At 65.7% G+C, this 19,162-nt stretch carries 15 protein-coding genes and 1 tRNA gene; 8 read left to right on the forward strand and 8 right to left on the reverse strand.

Translation table 11 applies throughout. The features are described 5' to 3' along the window. The first annotated feature begins 2 nt into the window (after nucleotides 1-2). Complete coding sequence (gene hemE / locus B6V73_RS15530; protein WP_088719669.1) at nucleotides 3-1,034, forward strand: uroporphyrinogen decarboxylase; 1,032 nt, start codon at nucleotides 3-5, stop codon at nucleotides 1,032-1,034. 193 nt (nucleotides 1,035-1,227) lie between these two features. On the opposite strand, the gene hemF is transcribed toward hemE, so the two are convergent. Further along, on the reverse strand, nucleotides 1,228-2,127 hold the full coding sequence (hemF, locus tag B6V73_RS15535) for an oxygen-dependent coproporphyrinogen oxidase (protein ID WP_088719670.1): 900 nt from the start codon (nucleotides 2,125-2,127) through the stop codon (nucleotides 1,228-1,230). 115 nt (nucleotides 2,128-2,242) lie between these two features. On the opposite strand from hemF, the gene B6V73_RS15540 reads away from it, so the two are divergent. Continuing rightward, nucleotides 2,243-2,650: a hypothetical protein gene (locus tag B6V73_RS15540; protein WP_088719671.1), complete on the forward strand. Its 408-nt coding sequence runs from the start codon at nucleotides 2,243-2,245 to the stop codon at nucleotides 2,648-2,650. A gap of 4 nt (nucleotides 2,651-2,654) precedes the next feature. Here B6V73_RS15540 and B6V73_RS15545 read toward each other — a convergent pair whose 3' ends face one another. Next, a complete protein-coding gene (locus tag B6V73_RS15545) occupies nucleotides 2,655-3,317 on the reverse strand; it encodes an arylesterase (protein ID WP_075774173.1) in 663 nt (220 codons plus the stop codon). Between the two features lie 40 nt (nucleotides 3,318-3,357). Between B6V73_RS15545 and B6V73_RS15550 the strand changes: the two genes are divergently transcribed. Both B6V73_RS15550 and B6V73_RS15555 read left to right on the forward strand, forming a co-directional pair. Next, entirely contained in the window at nucleotides 3,358-4,056 is a 699-nt protein-coding gene (locus tag B6V73_RS15550; RefSeq protein ID WP_088725686.1) for an ABC transporter ATP-binding protein, read from the forward strand. Beyond that, nucleotides 4,053-6,560: an FtsX-like permease family protein gene (locus tag B6V73_RS15555; RefSeq protein WP_088725687.1), complete on the forward strand. Its 2,508-nt coding sequence runs from the start codon at nucleotides 4,053-4,055 to the stop codon at nucleotides 6,558-6,560. Before B6V73_RS15550 ends, B6V73_RS15555 begins: the two co-directional genes overlap by 4 nt. A 137-nt stretch (nucleotides 6,561-6,697) precedes the next feature. On the opposite strand, the gene B6V73_RS15560 is transcribed toward B6V73_RS15555, so the two are convergent. Both B6V73_RS15560 and B6V73_RS15565 read right to left on the reverse strand, forming a co-directional pair. Further along, complete coding sequence (locus B6V73_RS15560; protein ID WP_088725688.1) at nucleotides 6,698-7,159, reverse strand: lytic transglycosylase domain-containing protein; 462 nt, start codon at nucleotides 7,157-7,159, stop codon at nucleotides 6,698-6,700. A 102-nt stretch (nucleotides 7,160-7,261) separates the two neighbouring features. Then, on the reverse strand, nucleotides 7,262-9,490 hold the full coding sequence (locus B6V73_RS15565) for a heavy metal translocating P-type ATPase (protein WP_088725689.1): 2,229 nt from the start codon (nucleotides 9,488-9,490) through the stop codon (nucleotides 7,262-7,264). Nucleotides 9,491-9,615: 125 nt separating this feature from the next. Between B6V73_RS15565 and B6V73_RS15570 the strand changes: the two genes are divergently transcribed. From B6V73_RS15570 to mnmH, 3 genes are all read left to right on the forward strand, one after another. Then, nucleotides 9,616-9,822 (forward strand): DUF2892 domain-containing protein, encoded by a 207-nt coding sequence (locus B6V73_RS15570; protein ID WP_075774178.1) that lies wholly within the window; start codon nucleotides 9,616-9,618, stop codon nucleotides 9,820-9,822. Nucleotides 9,823-9,953: 131 nt separating this feature from the next. Continuing rightward, complete coding sequence (locus B6V73_RS15575) at nucleotides 9,954-10,538, forward strand: L,D-transpeptidase (RefSeq protein WP_075774179.1); 585 nt, start codon at nucleotides 9,954-9,956, stop codon at nucleotides 10,536-10,538. Next, nucleotides 10,538-11,587, forward strand: coding sequence for a tRNA 2-selenouridine(34) synthase MnmH (mnmH, locus tag B6V73_RS15580; protein WP_088722410.1), 1,050 nt, complete (start codon nucleotides 10,538-10,540; stop codon nucleotides 11,585-11,587). Before B6V73_RS15575 ends, mnmH begins: the two co-directional genes overlap by 1 nt. Nucleotides 11,588-11,759: 172 nt before the next feature. Here the strand turns inward: mnmH and selD are convergent, their stop codons facing one another. Beyond that, nucleotides 11,760-13,925 carry a selenide, water dikinase SelD gene (gene selD / locus B6V73_RS15585; protein ID WP_088725690.1) on the reverse strand — a complete coding sequence of 722 codons (2,166 nt, stop codon included), beginning with the start codon at nucleotides 13,923-13,925 and terminating at the stop codon, nucleotides 11,760-11,762. A 137-nt stretch (nucleotides 13,926-14,062) separates the two neighbouring features. Here selD and B6V73_RS15590 point away from each other — a divergent pair. After that, a tRNA-Met gene (locus B6V73_RS15590) sits at nucleotides 14,063-14,139 on the forward strand. 75 nt (nucleotides 14,140-14,214) lie between these two features. On the opposite strand, the gene B6V73_RS15595 is transcribed toward B6V73_RS15590, so the two are convergent. The 3 genes from B6V73_RS15595 to B6V73_RS15605 form a co-directional block, all read right to left on the reverse strand. Then, nucleotides 14,215-16,410 (reverse strand): OmpA family protein, encoded by a 2,196-nt coding sequence (locus B6V73_RS15595; protein ID WP_088725691.1) that lies wholly within the window; start codon nucleotides 16,408-16,410, stop codon nucleotides 14,215-14,217. Between the two features lie 160 nt (nucleotides 16,411-16,570). Next, nucleotides 16,571-17,857: an FAD/NAD(P)-binding oxidoreductase gene (locus tag B6V73_RS15600; protein ID WP_088725692.1), complete on the reverse strand. Its 1,287-nt coding sequence runs from the start codon at nucleotides 17,855-17,857 to the stop codon at nucleotides 16,571-16,573. A 213-nt stretch (nucleotides 17,858-18,070) separates the two neighbouring features. Then, a complete protein-coding gene (locus tag B6V73_RS15605; RefSeq protein ID WP_075774184.1) occupies nucleotides 18,071-19,156 on the reverse strand; it encodes a BMP family ABC transporter substrate-binding protein in 1,086 nt (361 codons plus the stop codon). Between the last annotated feature and the right edge of the window lie 6 nt (nucleotides 19,157-19,162).

Below are 19,162 nucleotides of genomic sequence, written 5' to 3' on the forward strand. Positions count from 1 at the left end.
GAATGACCGACAAGACGATCCTGCGAGCTTTGAAAGGCGAAGTGCTGCCGACCCCTCCGGTCTGGATGATGCGGCAGGCGGGGCGCTACCTGCCGGAATATCGCGCGACGCGGGCGAAGGCGGGCGATTTCCTGTCGCTGTGCTACACCCCCGAACTGGCCGCCGAAGTGACGTTGCAGCCGATCCGCCGCTACGGCTTCGACGCGGCGATCCTGTTCGCCGACATCCTGCTCCTGCCGCAGGCTCTGGGCGCCGATTTGTGGTTCGTCACAGGCGAGGGCCCGCGACTCTCGACGATCACCGGGGCCGACGATTTCGCCAAGCTCAAGACCAAGGATGACATCCACGAGACGCTGAATCCGGTCTATGAGACGGTCTCGATCCTCTCGGAAGAACTGCCGAAAGAGACCACTCTGATCGGTTTCGCCGGCGCACCGTGGACCGTCGCGACCTACATGATCGCGGGGCGTGGCACGAAGGATCAGGGTCCGGCGCATGCGCTGAAGGCCGAAGACCGCGAGACCTTCGTGAAAATCATCGACCTGCTGACCGTCTCGACCATCGAATACCTTTCGAAACAAGTCGAGGCCGGGGCCGAGGTCGTCAAGATCTTCGACAGCTGGGCGGGCTCGCTCAAGGGTCAGGATTTCGAGGACTTCGCCGTCGAACCGGCGCGCAAGATCATCGCCGAGATGAAAGCGCGTTTCCCGGGTCTGCCGGTCATCGCCTTCCCGCGCGAGGCGGGCGAGGGCTATATCGGCTTCCATCAGAAGACCGGCGCCGATTGCGTCGCTCTCGACAATTCGGTGACACCGGAATGGGGTGCAGAGCATGTCCAGGTGTCGGGCTGCGTACAGGGCAACCTCGCATCCTCGCATATGGTCACCGGAGGTCAGGCGCTGATCGACGAGACCCGCCACGTGGTGCAGGCCTTCAGCAAGGGGCCGCATATCTTCAATCTCGGTCACGGGATCACTCCCGATGCCGATCCGGAGAACGTGGCGCTGATGGTCGAGACGATCCGCAACGGCTGACACGCGATTTCGACCGAGAGCGCGCGCGTCCGAGTATTCGGGCGCGCAACTATTTCTTCCTCTTGGCAAAAATATCCCGGGGTGAATTCGCGTAAGCGAAGAGGGGCAGCGCCCCTCTTTTCTTTCCGTTTGCGTGCCTGCGCGCGGGTGGGGCAGCGCCCCTCCACCTCGCGCCCATGAGGCCATCAGCCCTTCAATACCACTTCGCGACGGGCGGCAGGCTCATCAGGACCGCATCCGCATTGTGGCCGGTTTCCAACCCGAATTTCGTGCCCCGATCATAGACGAGGTTATATTCGGCATAGAGCCCGCGATGACGCAGCTGGGCTTCGCGGTCCTCTTCGGACCAGTCCTGCACGCGGCGTTTCTCGATCAGCGGCTGGAAGGCGGGCAGGAAGGCCGCGCCCACCGATTGGGTGAAGGCGAAATCGTCCTCCCACTCATCGGTGTTCAGATCGTCGTAGAAGATGCCGCCGACGCCACGCGCGCGGCCGCGATGGGGGATGAAGAAATACTCGTCCGCCCAGGCTTTGAAATGGTCGTAATAGGTCTTGTCATGAGCGTCGCAGGCGGCCTGCATCTCGGCGTGGAAATGCGCGGTGTCCTCGTCATACTCAAGACACGGATTGAGGTCCGCGCCGCCGCCGAACCACCACGCGCCGGGCGTCCAGAACATCCGGGTATTCATGTGCACGGCGGGGCAATGCGGGTTCTGCATATGCGCGACCAGCGAAATGCCTGCGGCCCAGAAACGCGGGTCTTCCTCCATCCCCGGCACGCCGCGCGCGGCCATCGCCTTTTGCGCGCGGGGGGCCAGTTCGCCCCACACGGTGGAGATGTTCACGCCGACCTTTTCGAAGACGCGACCGCCGCGCATCACGCTCATCTTGCCGCCGCCGTGGTCCTCGCCCGCGGGGCCCTTGCGCTCGGTCGGGGTGACTTCGAAGCGACCCGGCGCCTGCTCGGACAGCGGACCTTCGGTATGACTGTCCTCCAGCCCCTCGAACGCCGCCACGATCCGGTCGCGCAGGTCCGAGAACCATTGGCTCGCGCGGCCCTTGCGGGCGTCGAAATCCTCAACCGTGTCTGTCATGCGTCGGGCCTCCCAAATCTCTGGCGTGATCCTTAGCAGGCGTGGGCGGGTGCGGGAAGGGCGCGATTGATCGCGGGCGGAAGCGGGCGTAGGCTGAACGCGAAGGAGACCGCCCATGCGCCACGCCCTGATGCTGATCCCGCTCGTCCTGCTCGCCGCCTGCGGCACCCCGCAGGAGCGCTGTATCCGGCAATCCACGACCGAACTGCGCCGCGTCACCGATCTGGTCAGCGAGGTGCAGGGCAATCTCGCGCGCGGCTATGCGTGGCAGAGCTACGAGACCACGTCGAGCCGGTGGGAAATCTGTGGCTACGACACGATCACCAAGGGCGACAAGGTGATCCAGAAGCCGCGCATGTGCCTCGAGGATTACACGGTCACGCGCCAGCGACCGATCCCGATAGATCCGGTAATCGAAAAGCGCAAACTTGAGGCTCTGTTGAAGCGGCAGGCGGAACTGTCGAAGGCCGCCGAGGCGCAGATCGCAGCCTGCAAGGCGGCTTATCCCGAAGAGGAGAGCTGAGAGCTCAGCTCCCTGGCTTCACCTTCGCCAGAAGCTCCAGCACCTTCGGCCCCAGCGCCGCCACCACCTTTTTCACGCCGGCAGGCGAGGGGTGGATATTGTCGGGCTGCATCAGGTTGGTCTTCGCGCGCTCCTCGATCGAAGTCTCCGTGATCGGGGCGAGCAGGTTGGGCACCAGAACCGCATCGTATTTCTTCGCCAGGTCGGGATAGATCGCGTCGAAATCCTTCTGGTATTTCGGGCCGAAATTCCCCGGTGCGGGAAGGCCTGCCAGCAGTGCCGGAATGTCCTTCGCCTGCAGTTTCGCGAGGATGCCGTCGAGGTTCGCGCGCGCCTGTTCCGGGGGCAACCCCCGCAGCAGGTCGTTGCCGCCCAGAGCCACGATCACCGCATCGGGCTGCGGCGTCAGGAGCCAGTCGATCCGCGACAGCCCGCCCGCCGTCGTATCGCCGGAGACGCCGCCATTGATGACGCTGACATCCTGCCCGTGATCGCGCAGCCAGCCCTGCAGCTGCGGGACCAGCCCGTCGGTCGGATTATCGAGCCCGTAGCCTTGGGTCAGCGAGTCCCCGAGCGCGAGGATCGACACCTCCGCCATCGCGGGCACAGCGCTCAGAGCCAGCCCTGCGGCGATAAAACCGGCCGCGATCCGCTTGCGTATCCCCATGCGCGGCCCATATCCCTTTGAAGCAAAAGAAAGACGGCGCATGAGTGAAACGATCCTTGAGTTGAAAGACGCGCGGCTCGCGCTCGACGGCAATACCGGCCCGGTCGAGATCCTCAACGGGATCGACCTCAGCTTCGCGAAAGGGGAAAGCGTCGGGCTTACGGGGCCGTCTGGATCGGGCAAATCGTCGCTCCTCATGCTGATGGGTGGGCTGGAACGCGCCACCTCGGGGTCCGTCACCGCTTTGGGTCACGATCTCTCGAAGCTGTCCGAGGATGCGCTGGCGCGGTTTCGTCGGGGTAATATGGGGGTGGTTTTCCAAAGCTTCCACCTCATCCCGACGATGACGGCGCTGGAAAACGTCGCGATGCCGCTGGAAATCGCAGGCGTGGAGCGCCCGTTCGAGCGCGCCGCGGCAGAGCTGGAGGCCGTCGGGCTGGCGCATAGGCTCGACCATTATCCCAGCCAGATGTCGGGCGGCGAGCAGCAGCGCGTGGCGCTGGCCCGCGCGGTCGCGCCGCGACCTGCGATCCTGCTGGCGGATGAACCCACCGGCAATCTCGACAGCGCCACGGGCGAGACGATCATCGAGCTGCTTTTCGGCCTGCAGGAGAAACACGGCGCGACGTTGGTGCTGGTGACCCACGCGCCTGAACTGGCCTCGCGCTGCGACCGGATCGTGGAGCTGCGTGATGGAGAAGTCGTGGGCGATCACATTGCAACGGGCACCCCCGCATGAGCCTCGCGCTCTCCATCGCCCGGCGCGAGCTGCGCGGCGGCATTCGCGGCTTCTGGGTGATGTTGCTCTGCCTCATGCTGGGCGTTGCGGCGATCGCCTCGGTCGGTCTGGTGCGCTCCGCGATCGAGCGTGCGCTGTCGGATCAGGGCGCGGTGCTCTTGGGGGGCGACGCGCAATACGAATTCACCTATCGCCGCGCCAAGCCCGAGGAGCTGCAATGGATCACCGACCGCGCCACGGCGGTCTCGGAGGTGATCGACTTCCGCTCGATGCTGTCGACCGGCACCGATCCCGCCGACCGCGCTTTGACGCAGGTGAAAGCGGTGGACGGGGCCTATCCGCTGACCGGCAAGCTGCAGCTTGATCCGTCCGTTACGCCGGACGCGTTGACAGGGCAGGGCGGCGTGCCGGGGATTTTCCTCGATCCGATCCTCGCCGACCGTCTGGGCCTGAGCCCCGGTGACCGGGTGCAGCTTGGTGGGCAGGATTTCGTGATGATGGCGCGGATCGTGCGCGAGCCGGATTCGACCGGGACGGGGATGGGCCTCGGTCCGCATTCCATCGTCTCCCTGTCGGCCATCGAGAACACGCCGCTGCTGTCGCCCGGCTCGCTCTTCGAGACGGAATACCGCGCGACGCTACCGCCAGACACCGACCTCGCCACGCTGAAACAGCAGGCCGAGACCCGGTTCGACGGTGCAGGTATGCGCTGGTCCGACCGCCGCCGGGCCGCGCCGGGGGCGGAGCGTTTCGTGCAGCGGCTGGGTTCTTTCCTCGTGCTGGTCGGGCTTGCCGGGCTGGCCGTAGGCGGGGTCGGCATCTCCGCCACGGTCGCTGCGTGGATCGAACGCAAGGCGCCCACCATCGCGACCCTGCGCGCGCTCGGCGCGACCGGAGGCACGATCCGCGCGGCGTTTCTGCTGCAGCTCGCAGCCCTCGGCCTCGCGGGCATTCTCGCCGGGCTCGTCCTTGGCGCCGGTCTCGTACTCGGCGCATCCGGGCTGATCGAACGCTCGCTGCCGCTGCCGGTCGAGATCGGCCTCGATCCCGGCCCGCTGGGCGAGGCCGCGCTCTACGGCGCATTGGTCGCGATGCTGTTTGCGCTCTGGCCGCTCTCGCGCATGTCGAAGATGCGCGCGGCGACGCTTTACCGCGACACCGGCGCAGGCCGCCGCCTGCCGGGCTGGCCCACGCTTCTGCTGACGGGAGCGCTTCTGACGATCATCGTCACCGTCTCGGCGTGGTTCTCGGGCCTTTGGACCTTGACGCTGGCTAGCCTCGGCGGCATCGCCGTGGCGCTTCTGATCCTCACGCTCTCCGCCAGCCTGATCCGCTGGCTCGCGCGTCGCGCCCAGCACCGTGCCCGGGGCCGCCCCGTGCTGCGCGCAGCCCTTGCCGCTATCGGCGGGCCGCGCTCCGAAGCGCGCTCGGTCATCCTGTCGCTCGGCCTCGGCCTCTCGGTTCTGGCCGCCGTGGGACAAGTCGACAGCGGCTTGCGCGGTGCGATCGACCGCGATCTGCCGAAGGTCGCGCCGGCCTATTTCGTGATCGATATCCAGCCCGACCAGATCCAGCCCTTCACCGACCTGCTGGCTGACATGCCTGCAGTCACGAAGGTCGAGAGCGTGCCGATGTTGCGCGGCGTGATCACCAAGATCAACGGCGAGGATGCGCGCAAGACGCATGGCGAGCATTGGGTGCTGCGCGGCGATCGCGGCGTGACCTATGCCGAGACCCCGCGCGAGAAGATCACCGCGGGCGAGTGGTGGCCGAAGGACTATAACGGCCCGCCGCTGGCCAGCTTCTCGGCCAAGGAGGCGCAGGAGATCGGCCTGAAGCTCGGCGATACGATCACGGTGAACATCCTCGGGCGCGACATCACCGCGAAGGTGACCTCGTTCCGCGATGTGGATTTCTCGACCGGCGGGATCGGTTTCGTCCTCACGCTCGATCCCGCGGCGCTGCGCGGTGCGCCCCATACATGGCTCGCCACGATCTACGCGCCGCCAAGCGCTGAGGCGCAGGTGATGCGCGATCTGGCGGAACGCTTCCCCAATATCACCGCGATCCGCGTGCGCGATGCCTTGCAGCGCGTGACTGATGCGCTCTCGGCCATCGCGCGGGCGACCTCGCTGGCGGCGGGCGTGACGCTGCTTACCGGCTTCGTCGTGCTGATCGGCGCGGCGGCGGCAGGCGAGCGCGAGCGCGCCTGGGAGGCGGCGATGCTCAAGACGCTCGGCGCCACGCGCGGCGCGATCCTAGCGAGCTTCGCGCTGCGCTCTGCGCTGATGGGCGCGGCGGCGGGGCTGGTCGCGATCCTGTTCGGTGGGCTCGCGGGCTGGGCCGTGGTTCATCTGGTGATGGGCGCGGAGTTCCATTTCGCCCCGATGCCAGCGCTTCTGATCGTGGCGGGCGGTGTGATCGCGACGCTGCTCGCGGGTCTGGTCTTCGCTTTGCGCCCGCTTGCGGCCCGGCCTGCCGGGGTGTTGCGCGCGCCTGAGTGAGGGCAGCTTTGCGTGGAAAGGCCGGATGCCTCCGGCGGGGATATTTCGGCCAAGCCGAAGAGAGAGCGTTTTGCTTCGCCTTGGCGCAAATATCCCCCGCGGAGCGTCCCTCAGTTCGAGGACGCGCAGGTCGCGGGTCAGCGCAGACCGGTTTCCCGGAGCAGGCCGCGCCGCTTGGCCTCGTAATAATAGCCGCGCGAATACCATTTGACCGCGCGATCTTCAGAGCCGTCCGAGACCAGCCATGCGCCGCGCAGGTATTTCACGGCGTATTTCAGGTTCGTCGAAGGGTCGAGCAGGTCATGCGGCTTGCCGCGAAAGCCCATGCCGCGTGCGGTTTGCGGCAGGATCTGCATCAGCCCGTAATAGGGGCCGTTGCGGGCATCGGCGCGGTAACGGCTCTCGCGCTGGATGACTCGGTGGGTCAGGGTGCGCGGAACGCCGTAGTGGTCCGAGTAGCGGTTGATCAGGGCGCGGATTTCCGGTGTCTCGTTGCGATGGAGCGGTAGCGCATAGGCCGGTTTCGGCCTCGGCCGCGGCGAGCCGCCGCACGCTGCGAGGGCGCTCAGCGAGAGAAGGAAGAGGCGACGAGTCAGCATGCGGGCGCTCCAATCGAGGTCTTCCGCAGCTAAGCGCCCTCCTTGCCGCTTGGGAAGGGTGGAGTTCCGGCCTCGGCGCGCTCTTGCCGATCCACGCCCGGATCACCGCAGGGCGCGGCGCAGGCGCAGCGCGTTGGTGACCACGAAGACCGAGGAGAAGGCCATCGCGCCCGCCGCCAGCATCGGGGACAGGCCGGGTCCGCCGAAGGGCACGAGGATGCCCATCGCGACCGGGATCAGCGCGACGTTATAGGCGAATGCCCAGAACAGGTTCTGCCGGATATTGCGCATCACCGCGCGCGACAGTTCCAGCGCCATCGCGACGCCGTTCGGATCGCCGCGCATCAGCACGACCTCGGCTGCCTCGATGGCGACATCGGTGCCGGTGCCGATCGCGAGGCCCACATCGGCGGCCGCCAGCGCAGGGGCGTCATTGATGCCGTCGCCCACGAAGGCGACCGGTCCGATCTGGCGCAGGCTCTCGACCGCATCGCGCTTGCCGTCGGGCAGCACCTCGGCCTCGATCCGGTCTATGCCAAGATCGTGGCCCACGGCTTCCGCGGTGACGCGCGTGTCGCCGGTGACCATTGCCACCTGTTTGCCCGCCTTGTGCAGAGCGTCGATCGCTTCGCGCGCCTCTGTCTTGATCGGGTCCGACAGCGCCATCAGCGCGACTGGCCGGTCGTCGAGCGACATCCACACCGGGGTGCGGCCTTTCGCGGCCAGTGCCTTCGCACGTTCGGCATAGGGCGTGATATCGGCTCCGGCCTCTGCCATCGCGCCGGCATTGCCGATCCAGAGCTTCGCGCCTTCGGCCTGCGCGCGCAGCCCCTTGCCGGCCAGCGCCTTGACGCGTTTGACCGGGGCATGGGTAATGCCGCGCGCTTCGGCCTCGGCGAGGATCGCCCGGGCCAGCGGATGTTCCGAGCGCGCCTCGGCGCCTGCAGCGAGCGCGAGAATCTCCGCCTCGGGCAGGTCGGCGAGCGGCTCGAGATCGGTCAGGGCGGGGTGGCCTTCGGTCAGCGTCCCGGTCTTGTCGAAGCCCACGACCGCGACTTCCGAGAGGCGTTGCAGCGCGTCGCCACGGCGGAACAGCAGGCCCAGCTCGGCGCCGCGCCCGGTGCCCACGAGGATCGAGACCGGTGTCGCCAGCCCCATCGCGCAGGGGCAGGCGATGATCATCACCGAGATTGCGGCGACGAAGGCGTGCGAGAAACCCATCCCGGCGATCATCCAGATCGCGAAGGTCAGGAGCGACAGTGCCATCACCACGGGCACGAAGACGCGGGTGACTTTGTCGACCAGTGCTTGCACTGGCAGTTTCGCGCCCTGCGCAGCTTCGACCATCGCGATGATCCGCGACAGGACGGTGTCGCCGCCGGTTGCGGTGACGCGGTAGCTCAGCGCGGATTCGCCATTCACCGTTCCGCCGGTGATCGGATCGCCTTCGGATTTCGCGACGGGCACGGGCTCGCCCGTCAGCATGCTCTCGTCGATATGCCCCGCGCCTTCGGCGATTACCCCGTCGAGCGCGACTCGTTCGCCGGGGGCGAGCAGCAGAATGTCGCCGGGCACGAGTTCCTCGATCGGCCGTTCCTCCACCCCGTTTTCGGTCTGCACACGCGCGGTCTTGGGTTGCAAACCGATCAGCCGCGAGATCGCCTCGCCGGCCCGGCCCTTGGCGCGCGCCTCAAGCCAGCGACCCAGCAGGATCAGCGTGACGATGGTCGCCGCCGCCTCGAAATAGACGCCGCGCGCGGCCTCCGGCAGAACGCCGGGGGCAAGCGTGACGAGGGCGGAATAGACAAACGCGGCGAGCGAGCCCATCGCGACGAGCGAATTCATCTCGGGCGCGCCGCGCAGCAGGGCGGGGACGCCGATGCGCAGGAAGACGCGGCCTGGGAAGGCCAGCACCAGCGCGGTAAGGATCATCTGCACCCACCAGCTTGCTTCGATCCCGATCGTGCTGGCGATCAGGTGATGCATGCCGGGGATCATATGCGCGCCCATCGCGAGCACGAAGACCGGGGCGGTCAGCGCGAGCGCGGTCAGGAACTGCCGCCGGAGCTGGCGCGCCTCTTGTAACTGGCGTTCGGCGGCGCTGGGGCCACTGGCCATCTCCTCTTTCAGACGGCCCGGATAGCCGGCCTGATCGAGCGCAGTTTTGAGGCTCTCGAGGTCGGCGGGCCCGTCGAATTCGACATGGGCGCTGCGCGCCATCAGGTTGGCCGAGGCGTTTTGAACGCCGGGTTGTGCCATCAGCGCGCGTTCGACCCGACCGGTGCAGGCCCCGCAATGCATGGCGTCGATTATGAAAGTGGCTTCGCTCATGGGACGTTATCTGATCCCGCGCGGGGCTGCGGTCAAGCGTCGCTAGACATATGCAAGCAATTGAATTTGTCTTGAGGAGATGCTATATTCTGTCTCAACGTAACCTTTTCGTGGAGTACCCTCGAATGAACCTCGACCGTGCGATTTTTGCCTTTGCTGGCGTGATGATCCTGATCTCGCTGCTGCTGGCCGTTTATGTCTCGATGTATTGGCTCTGGTTTACTGCCTTCATCGGCGCGAACCTGCTGCAATCGGCCTTCACCGGTTTCTGCCCGGCTGCAATGATCTTCGGCAAGTTCGGTGTCAAATCGGGCTGCGCTTTCGGTAAGTAATCGACAAAGCGGCAACGATTGGCGCTGGTCTTTTCCGGACCCGAGACCAAATCTTGAGAGGATGGGGCGGCTTTGCTAGCCTCGCCCTTGGCTTTTCTTGAATGAAGCCACGGGATTTGCAGGAGTTTGAGATGGATCGCCGCGCCTTTCTTCTTTCGTTGGCCGCCTTGCCCTTCGCAAGCCTGCCCGCCTTTGCCGCAACCGAACCCGCGCAAAGCGTCGAGACCGGACCGGCCAAGCGCTGGCCGATCGGCTCGCAATATTACCCGACGAAAGTGGCGGTGAAGCCGGATCTGCCGGTGGGCTCGATCATCATCGTTTCCGACAAGTTCTTCCTCTATCACATCATCGCGCCGGGCGTTGCGATGCGATACGGCGTGGCGGTCGGCAAGGCGGAACTGACATTCCGCGGCAAGGCGACGGTAGCGCGCAAGGTCAAATGGCCGAGCTGGACCCCGACGCCAGAGATGATCGAGCGTAACCCGGCCTACAAGAAATACGCCGACGGCATGAAAGGTGGGCCGGAGAACCCGCTCGGCGCGCGGGCGATGTATCTCTATCAGAATGGGCATGACACGGCGATCCGCATCCACGGCACGACCGAGCCGCGGTCGATCGGGCATGCGGTCTCGAACGGCTGCATCCGGATGGTGAACGATCACGTCATCGAGCTGTTCAACAGCGTTCCCGTCGGCACGCAGGTTACTGTCTACTGATGAAACTTACCTCGATTGCCGAGGTCGCCGCGCTCGATTTCGACACGATCATCGATGTGCGCTCGCCTTCGGAATTCGCCGAGGATCATATCCCCGGCGCCATCAACCTGCCCGTGCTCGACGATGAGGAGCGCGCCCGCGTCGGCACGATCTACAAACAGGTCGCGCCCTTCGACGCGCGCAAGATCGGTGCGGCGCTGGTGGCACAGAACGCAGCCAAACATTTGCAGGGTCCGCTGGCCGACAAGGAAGGCGGCTGGCGTCCGCTGGTCTATTGCTGGCGCGGCGGACAGCGCTCGGGCTCTTTCGCGACGATCCTGAAGCAGGTCGGCTGGCGCGTGGAGCTGGTCGAGGGCGGCTACAAGGCGTTCCGGTCGCTGGTGGTGGAGGCTGGACAGGCGGCGATGCCCTGTCCGGTGGTCGTACTCGACGGCAATACCGGAACCGCGAAGACCGACATTCTGAAAGCGGCACGGGCACAGGGCGCGCAGGTGATCGATCTGGAGGGGCTGGCCAATCATCGCGGTTCTCTCTTCGGGGCGATGGAGGGCGGGCAGTCGAGCCAGAAGGATTTCGAGACCCGGCTGATCATGGAGATCGCGGCGCTCGACCCGGCGCGACCGGTGCTGCTGGAGGCGGAAAGCTCAAAGATTGGCGATCTCCAGCTGCCGAGCGGGATCTGGGCTGCGATCAAGGACGCGCCGCGTGTGCGGGTCAGGGCGCCGCTGGCGGAGCGCGCGGAGTATCTGGCGCGGGCCTATGCGGATATCACGGCGGATCCGGATCGGCTGCTTGGGGTGCTCGATCAGTTGCGGCCCTTCCAGCCCGCCGAGCGGGTCGCGGCATGGCAGGCACAGGCGCAGGCCGGTGAATATGCGGCGCTGGCGGGCGAATTGATGCGCGACCATTACGATCCGCGCTACGAGAAACACCGCGCGCGTCATGTGGAGCAGGAGCGGGTGATCGAGGCTGAGAGTCTCGCTCCGGAGGCGATCGAGGGGATAGCTGCGCAGGTGGTAAGAGAGGCGCAGGAGATGGCGGAGCGCTAAGGGGCGTGAGCCCTTGGCACGGGCGACCAGCCTGGGCCGCGCCCGACCCTCCCCCCGGGAGGGCACATTGGCAATGTCATCGCGAGTAGGCATGTCTTCCGGGCTTGCGAGATAAAGCGCCAAGCCATCTGCCGGTCAAAGCGCCCCCCAAGGGTCGGGCGCGTCCCGTCTCTCACCGCACCCGCAGGAACGCCGGGCCGTCCGCAATCGACCCGATCCGCGCGGCGCGGTAGCCTGCCGCTTCCAGCTTTGCCAACAACTCCGCCGTCTGCGCCTCCGGCACGCTCGCCAGCAAGCCACCCGAGGTCTGCGGATCGTGCAACAACTCCGTACGCGGCCCCGGCGGCGCGGTCATCCGGCCCGCGCAATTGGCGATGTTTTGCGGCAGGAGCGTCGAGTGTTCGCCCGCTTCCGCCAAAGCTTCGGCGCCCTCCAGCAGCGGGATCGCGTCAAGGTCCAGCTCGGCCGAGACAGCCGACGCCTCGCATAGTCCCAGCAGATGCCCTGCGAGACCAAACCCCGTTACATCCGTCATCGCAGAGGCCACGGGCGCGAGGATCGCGGAGGCGTCGGCGGAACTGCGGGCCATGCTCTCCAGCGCGCCTGCCACCACGTCGCCGGGAGCGTGCTTCGCCATCTCGGCGGCGAGGATCACGCCCGTTCCAAGCGCCTTGGTCAGGATCAGTGCCTCACCCGGACGCGCTCGGTCTTGGCCCAGCGGCCGCTCTGCCAGCCCGGTCACGGTGAAGCCGAGTGTCAGCTCCGCGCCCATCGAGGTATGCCCGCCGACGAGATCGCAGCCCGCTTGGCGGAACGCCTCCGACGCGGCACCCAGCATCTCGCGCAGGGCCCGCGCGCCCAGTTCCTCGGACTGGCGAGGCAGTGTGACCTGCGCCAAGGCCGCCTGCGGTGCCGCGCCCATCGCCCAGGCGTCGCTCATCGCATGCAGCGCGACGATCCGGCCCAGAAGCCACGGATCTTCGGTGAAGGCGCGGACGTGATCGGTGGTGAAGACCTGTGCTTGCGAGCCGCAGGACAGAACGGCGGCATCGTCGCCCGGACCGCTCAGCACATCCGCGCGTGCAGGTGCGGGCAAGTCAGATAGCGCCTCGCGCAGCGCCTGACCGCCCAGCTTCGCGCCGCAGCCGCCGCACATCGGTTTGCTGCCCAGCACCTCCGCGATTCCCTGCGCGTGCTCGCGTGGCAGGGGGGGTGTCGGCATCGCGGGCAGGTCATGGACCTTCGCCATGAACTTGCGGTCAATCCGGTTCTTCCAGTGCCAGAGCCACGCGCCGTTCAACGGCAGCCCCCATTTATCGGCCACCGCCAGCTTGCCGCCTGCGGAGATCAGTTTCAGATAATCGCGCTGCGGCTGGTAGGTCTTCATCTCTCCGCCCGAAGCGGCAGCGCGCAGGTTTGCGAACAGCGGCTTGGCCTCGCGCACCGCATAGACCCCTGCCTTGGGACGCGGCGCGTGGCTGAGATGGGCGATGTCGCCTGCGGCGAAGATCGCGGGGTCCGAGCTTTGCAGCGTCGGGCCGACCGTGACGAAACCGTCGGTCAGATCGAGTCCGGTTTCGGGTAGCCAGTCGGCGGGTTTCGTGGACCCCGTGCCGATGATGAAATCGGCCTCGGCTGTGCGGTCGCCTTCCAGAAGGAGCCGTCCTTTTTCCGCCCCGATCAGCGCCGCGTCGGTCTCGATCTTCACGCCGAGCCGTGCGCAGTGTTTCAGCATCGCATTCCGGGCGCCGGTGCCGAGCGCGCGCAACGCCTCGGGGGCGGCCTCATAGACCGTTACCTGGGCCTGTGGCAGACGGTGTGCACAGGCCATTGCAAGCTCCACCCCCGCCACGCCGCCGCCGACCACGGCGATCTTTGGCGACTCGGGCGGATTGGCGGCGAAGGCGTCCCAGGCATCGGCGAAAGCGTCGAGCGGTTTCGCGGGCACGACATGCTCGCGAAATCCCGGCAGCTGCGGCATCTCGGCCGTGATCCCGATGTCGATCGAAGCCACGTCGTAGGCGATGGGTGAACGCCCCGGCACCTCGATCAGTCGCCGGGCCCGATCGATTCCCGTCGCGCGCCCCAGAACCAGCCGCGCGCCAGCATGTCTTGCGAGCTTCACCAGATCGAGCTGCAACTCGTCGCGGGTATAATGCCCCGCCACATGGCCCGGCAGCATCCCCGAATAGGCGGCGGAAGGCGCGGGGTTGATCACTGTCAGCCGCACGCCCGGAAGCGGCTTCATCCCCCACATCCGCAGCACCAGCGCGTGGGTATGACCGCCCCCGATCAGAACGATATCGCGTGTCAGGGGCAGGGCAGGGGCGGCGTGCATGGTCTCTCCTTTTCTCCTCCTGCCTAGCCTTTGCGCACGGCTTCGCCAATTCCCAATATGCCGCAGCGAAATGGGGGCAATTTTCCCGCAAAACGTCCTTGACTGGACGATCCGCTTTGCCTAGTTAGCCCCCCAGTGGCTAGGTAGCTCAGCTGGTTAGAGCACACGACTCATAATCGTGGGGTCGGGGGTTCAAGTCCCCCCCTCGCCACCACTACTCCCCTCTTTCGGGAGAGATGCGAAAAGGGCGCCCCGCGGGGCGCCCTTTGCTTTTGTCTCTGGTTCAACCTTAGTTCGAGGCGGTGCGCAGAAGATCGGTGATCCGGCGCACGACGGCACGGCGGTTGGCTTCCGAGGGGCCTTCGGTCTGCACTTTCAGGTCCTGTTCGCCATAGCCCTGCACCACGAGGTTCTCGGCGGGCACGTCGAAATACTCGCTCAGTGCCAGCGCGACCGATTCCGCGCGACGGTCCGAGAGCGCAAGGTTGTAGGCGGCGCTGCCGACGGCGTCGGTATGGCCTTCCACGAGGAACAGCTCACGCGGGTTCTCGTCGATGCGCTGTTGGATCGCTTGTCCCAGAGCCGAGAGGGCCTGCGCTTGATCCGGCTGGATCGCTGCCGAACCAGTCTCGAAGTTGATGTTCTCGACCGTAATTGCGGGCGCGAGTTCGCGGACCGGGGTGATGTTGCGCACCTGCGAAAGCGTGAAAGTACGGTCGACGCCACTCTGGCGGGTCAGCGCTTCGCGCAGTGCCTGTTCGTTGCTGGAAGAGACCGTCGCGACGGGCTTGGGCTTGGGGAGCGCCGAGACATCTACAGGGTCTGCGCCCTGCGCGTCATTGACCAGCAGGTATTGCGTCCCGTCGGGCTGGACCAGCGTCCGCTTGAGGATTCGGCGCTGCGCGTCATAGACGGTGACGATCTGGCTGCCGTCCGGCTTGGTCACGATCGTGCGCGACGAGCCGTCCGCGTAGTCCTGCGTGCGAATCTTCGACCCGGGCTGACGCAGAAGCGCGTTATCGTCCTTCACCAACTGATAGGATCCGTCGGGCTGCTGCACCACGACGCGGTCGCCCGAATTCACGGCTACTTTCGAACCGTTGTTCAGGATCGCTCCCACGGCGAGCGCACCGAGACCGGAGAGCGCCGCGGTTTCGAGCGTGCTCAGGCCGTCCTTTTTCTTCTTCGTCGAATTGGTCTGGGCCGTGGCCTGCGCCTGTGCGTCGGGCTTGGCGTCGACCGTGGTCGAGAAGTCTTCCGAGGCGCTGCGCGCAGTGTCCTCGGTCACCGTTTCTTCGGTGGCATTGGTGGTGTCGGTGCTGTCGGCCGGTGCGTTGAGCGCCTCGTTCTGCACAGCCTCGCCCTGGATCGCGGCCTTGGTGTCTGTCAGCGCGTTCTCGAGCAGCTTCGTCGCCTCGGCGGTCGAGCTGTCCTGCGTGTTCGCCTGTTGATCCGTTTGCGCCTCGGCACTCGCGTCAGCACTCGCCGCATCGGTGGTATTCGCGTCGGCGTTCGTCGAATCGGCGGTCGTCGCCTCTTTCGGCTGGACCACCTTCGGCTCGACGTCGGAACCCGATCCGCCATTGCCCTCCTGCACGACCTGAGTGTCGGAGGTGGTATCGGTCGAGGTCTCGCCAGCGGGTTTCGCCTCGGGTTCAGCCGTCGCGGTGCTATCCGGCTGAGCCGCCGAGTTCTGCATGGCGTTTTCGGTGGTGTCGGTCACCGGGGCAGGGGCGTCCTGCGAGGTGGTGTCGGGGCTCATGGTGTCCGTCGTCTCGGCATTCGTCTGGCCGTCTGCAGTAGTCGAACCGTCAGCCGTGGCGTCGGTCGTACCGTCAGCCGTCGCGCCGGTCGAGCCATCGGTCGCGGCGGTCGCGGACCCGTCGGTCTTCGCGGTCGTATCGGCTGAAGTCGTGCCCTCGCCGTTCGCGGTCGCGGCACTGTCGGTCTCGGCGGGCGCCGCGGCCTCGGGCTGCGCATCGGTCGACGCGGTGGCGTCGGGCTCGGCAGACGTATCTGCATTCGTGGCCGTATCGGTATCGGTCGTCGCGGCAGCGGCCGCGTCGGCGTTGGCATCGGTGCCCGTGGTCCCGGATTGAGTGGTCACATCCGCGCCGCCTTCGACTGCGGCTTTCGCGCTGGCGTCGGGGGTGTCACTGCTCGCGGCCGGGTCCTGTTCGGAGGGCGGGGCGGCGCCTTCGATCGCCGCTTTCGCAGCCTGATCGGCTTCGCTGTCGGACATCGGCGCATCTGCATTCGCCGGATCGGTGCCTGCGGCGGCTTCGGCGGAGCCGTCGGCATTCGCCGCATTGGCCTCGCAATCGGCTTTCGCCTGCTCCATCGGGGTGCCGTCTGCGACTGCTTTCGCAACGCATTCCGCAGCGGCGGTGTTACTGTCCTGGGCAAGCGCACTGAACGGCAGGATCGCCGGGCTCAGCGCGGCAAGGCCGGCAACGAGCGCAGTGGTCGTCTTCAACGTCTTCATGTCGTCTCCCTTTCATACGGCATCTGGCCGTGTATCGGGGGACCAAACGTTTCACGGAGGCGTGTGTTCCGGCGCGTCACCACCATCGGCGTGAATCAGCGCGGGGCGAGCCCGCAGGCCCGCCCCGTGAATTGAAAACAGAAATGGTTGCCGACCCGGCTCAGTGAGTCTTCTTCACCGCCTTCAACTTGTCGATGCCGAGCATCTTCATCGCGGTCTTCTCGTAGAACGGCTCCGAGGTGCCCTTGCGCAGCTTGCGCAGGAAATATTTCTCGAACCCGATCTTGGCGAGATGGACCCATTTGCCCTGGCTCGACCAGTTGACGTTTCGCGGCGGAAGCTGAGGCTGGGCCACGAAGGCGATGCCACTGTCGCCGAAATCGGCCAGACAGATCGCGTTCCAGGTGCCGGTCTCGTCGGGTTCTTTGCCGCGCACGATATTGCCTAAGTTATGCGCGGTGGCGGTGACCATCGACTCGATCATGAAGCCGGTTTTCGGCACGCCGCAGGGTACCGGGGTCGGCCCCATGGGCGGGATCGCGATGCCGACGCCGATGCCGAAGACGTTCGGATATTTCGGGTTGCGCTGGTGCTTGTCGACGATGACGAAGCCGCGCGGATTGACGAGACCGTCCAGCCCCATGACCGCCGGGATGCCACGGAAGGGTGGCAGCATCATCGCGTATTTGAACGGCAATTCGTGGGCGGCCTTGATCGAGCCGTCATCGGCGATTTCCTCGACATGCATCACGCCGTCCTCGACCTTCTTCACACGGCTCGAGACCATCCACTTCATGTGCTTGTTGCGCATTTCGGATTCGAGAAGGCCCTTGGTGTCGCCCACGCCATCAAGACCGAGATGGCCGACATAGGGCTCGGAGGTGACGAAGGTGATCGGCACCTGATCGCGGATCTTCGCGCGCCGCAGCGCAGTGTCGAGGATGAAGGCGAATTCATAGGCCGGGCCGAAGCACGAGGCACCCTGCACCGCGCCCACGATGATCGGGCCGGGATTTTCGCAGAAGCGTTTGAAGGCGGTGCCGGCCTCCTCGGCGTGATCGATGTGACAGACCGAATGCGTGAAGCCGTCAGGGCCGAGCCCCTCGATCTCGTCGAAGGCCAGTTCCGGGCCGGTGGCGAGGACGATGTAATCGTAGGAAACCTCGCGGCCATCCTCCAGTTCGACCTTGTTGTCATCGGGATGCAGGCGCTTGGCCGCGACCGGGATGAACTTGATGTTCTTTTTCTTCATCGTCGGTTCGAGATCGACGGTGATGTCCTTGCGGTCGCGCCAACCGACGGCGACCCAAGGGTTCGAGGGCACGAAGTGATACTTCGGGTCCTTGGTGATGACGGTGATCTCGTCTTCCTTGCGGACCTGGTCACGCAATTCATAAGCCATGATGGCGCCGCCAAGACCCGCGCCAAGTACCACGATATGTGCCATTGCCTTCCTCCCACTCCCTAACGTCAACCGCTCTATCTACCGATAGATGCAAATTATTGAATGTGTCAAGTTGCTCGACACTTCGAATTTTGCGCCTGAATCCTGGGGGCGGCAACGATGACGGTCAATGAGAAGGGGGGTAGAGGCGGCGCGAGCATGAAAAAAAGGGCCGGCGCCTGGCCGACCCTTTCGTCTTTTCGTTCGTGCAATCGCTTACTTCGGCGGTTCCGCGGTAATGCCCTCGACATAGAAGGTCATCGAATGAAGCTGGTCGTCGGTCGCGACATCGCCTGCCTTGAGGAATTCGCTGCCGTCCTGCTTGTTGAGCGGACCCGCGAAGGGATGGACCTTGCCCGAGGCGATGTCGTCCTTGAGCTGCAGCGCCTCTTTCTTGACGTCGTCCGGCACCGCCGAGGAGATCTCGCCGATCTTCACCATGCCGCTGTCGATGCCGCCCCAGGTGGCTTCCGATTTCCAGGTGCCGTCCATGACGGCGCCAACGCGTTCGATGTAATAGGGCGCCCAGTTGTCGATGGTCGAGGAGACGCGCGGCATCGGCGCGAAGGACGACATGTCCGAGGCCTGACCGAAGGTGATGACGTTGCCCGCTTCCTGAGCTTTCGCCTGCGGCGCGGTCGAGTCGGTGTGCTGCAGCAGCACGTCCACCCCATCGGCGATCAGGGCTGCGGCCGCGTCGGCCTCTTTCGCCGGGTCGAACCACGAATAGGCCCAGACGACTTTCATTTCGACGTCCGGGTTCACCTTCTTCGCCGCGAGGTAGGCGGCGTTGATGCCCTGATAGACCTCCGGGATCGGGAAGGAGCCGATATAGCCGATCTTGTTGGTCTTGGTCATGCGACCGCCGATCGTGCCCTGAATGGCGCGACCTTGGTAGAACTTCGCGTCATAGGTCGCGAGGTTGTCGGCGAGTTTGTAGCCGGTGGCGTGCTCGAATTTCACGTCGGGGAATTTCTTGGCGACGTTCACGACCGCGTCCATGAAGCCGAAGGAGGTCGCGAAGATCAGCTTGTTGCCGTCCAGCGCAAGCTGGGTCAGCGCGCGCTCGGCATCGGGACCTTCCGGCACGTTCTCGATGAACGAGGTTTTCACCTTGTCGCCGTATTTCTCTTCGATCGCCTGACGACCCTGGTCGTGCTGGTAGGACCACCCCATGTCGCCGACGGGGCCGACATAGATGAAGCCGACTTTCAGCGGCTCGTCAGCGGCGAAAGCCGGGACGCCTGCGCCCGCGACAACGGCCGTGGCGGCGGTGGTTTTCAAAAAGGATCTGCGGTTCATCGCGTT

This window comes from Thioclava sp. JM3, from assembly GCF_002213185.1.
GTDB classification, from domain to species: domain Bacteria; phylum Pseudomonadota; class Alphaproteobacteria; order Rhodobacterales; family Rhodobacteraceae; genus Thioclava; species Thioclava nitratireducens.

Excerpts from the sequence above, each read along its gene's own strand:
- hemE (WP_088719669.1), top strand. The coding sequence starts at position 3 with ATGACCGACAAGACGATCCTGCGAGCTTTGAAAGGCGAAGTGCTGCCG.
- hemF (WP_088719670.1), bottom strand. The coding sequence starts at position 2,127 with ATGACAGACACGGTTGAGGATTTCGACGCCCGCAAGGGCCGCGCGAGC.
- B6V73_RS15540 (WP_088719671.1), top strand. The coding sequence starts at position 2,243 with ATGCGCCACGCCCTGATGCTGATCCCGCTCGTCCTGCTCGCCGCCTGC.
- B6V73_RS15545 (WP_075774173.1), bottom strand. The coding sequence starts at position 3,317 with ATGGGGATACGCAAGCGGATCGCGGCCGGTTTTATCGCCGCAGGGCTG.
- B6V73_RS15550 (WP_088725686.1), top strand. The coding sequence starts at position 3,358 with ATGAGTGAAACGATCCTTGAGTTGAAAGACGCGCGGCTCGCGCTCGAC.
- B6V73_RS15555 (WP_088725687.1), top strand. The coding sequence starts at position 4,053 with ATGAGCCTCGCGCTCTCCATCGCCCGGCGCGAGCTGCGCGGCGGCATT.
- B6V73_RS15560 (WP_088725688.1), bottom strand. The coding sequence starts at position 7,159 with ATGCTGACTCGTCGCCTCTTCCTTCTCTCGCTGAGCGCCCTCGCAGCG.
- B6V73_RS15565 (WP_088725689.1), bottom strand. The coding sequence starts at position 9,490 with ATGAGCGAAGCCACTTTCATAATCGACGCCATGCATTGCGGGGCCTGC.
- B6V73_RS15570 (WP_075774178.1), top strand. The coding sequence starts at position 9,616 with ATGAACCTCGACCGTGCGATTTTTGCCTTTGCTGGCGTGATGATCCTG.
- B6V73_RS15575 (WP_075774179.1), top strand. The coding sequence starts at position 9,954 with ATGGATCGCCGCGCCTTTCTTCTTTCGTTGGCCGCCTTGCCCTTCGCA.
- mnmH (WP_088722410.1), top strand. The coding sequence starts at position 10,538 with ATGAAACTTACCTCGATTGCCGAGGTCGCCGCGCTCGATTTCGACACG.
- selD (WP_088725690.1), bottom strand. The coding sequence starts at position 13,925 with ATGCACGCCGCCCCTGCCCTGCCCCTGACACGCGATATCGTTCTGATC.
- B6V73_RS15595 (WP_088725691.1), bottom strand. The coding sequence starts at position 16,410 with ATGAAGACGTTGAAGACGACCACTGCGCTCGTTGCCGGCCTTGCCGCG.
- B6V73_RS15600 (WP_088725692.1), bottom strand. The coding sequence starts at position 17,857 with ATGGCACATATCGTGGTACTTGGCGCGGGTCTTGGCGGCGCCATCATG.
- B6V73_RS15605 (WP_075774184.1), bottom strand. The coding sequence starts at position 19,156 with ATGAACCGCAGATCCTTTTTGAAAACCACCGCCGCCACGGCCGTTGTC.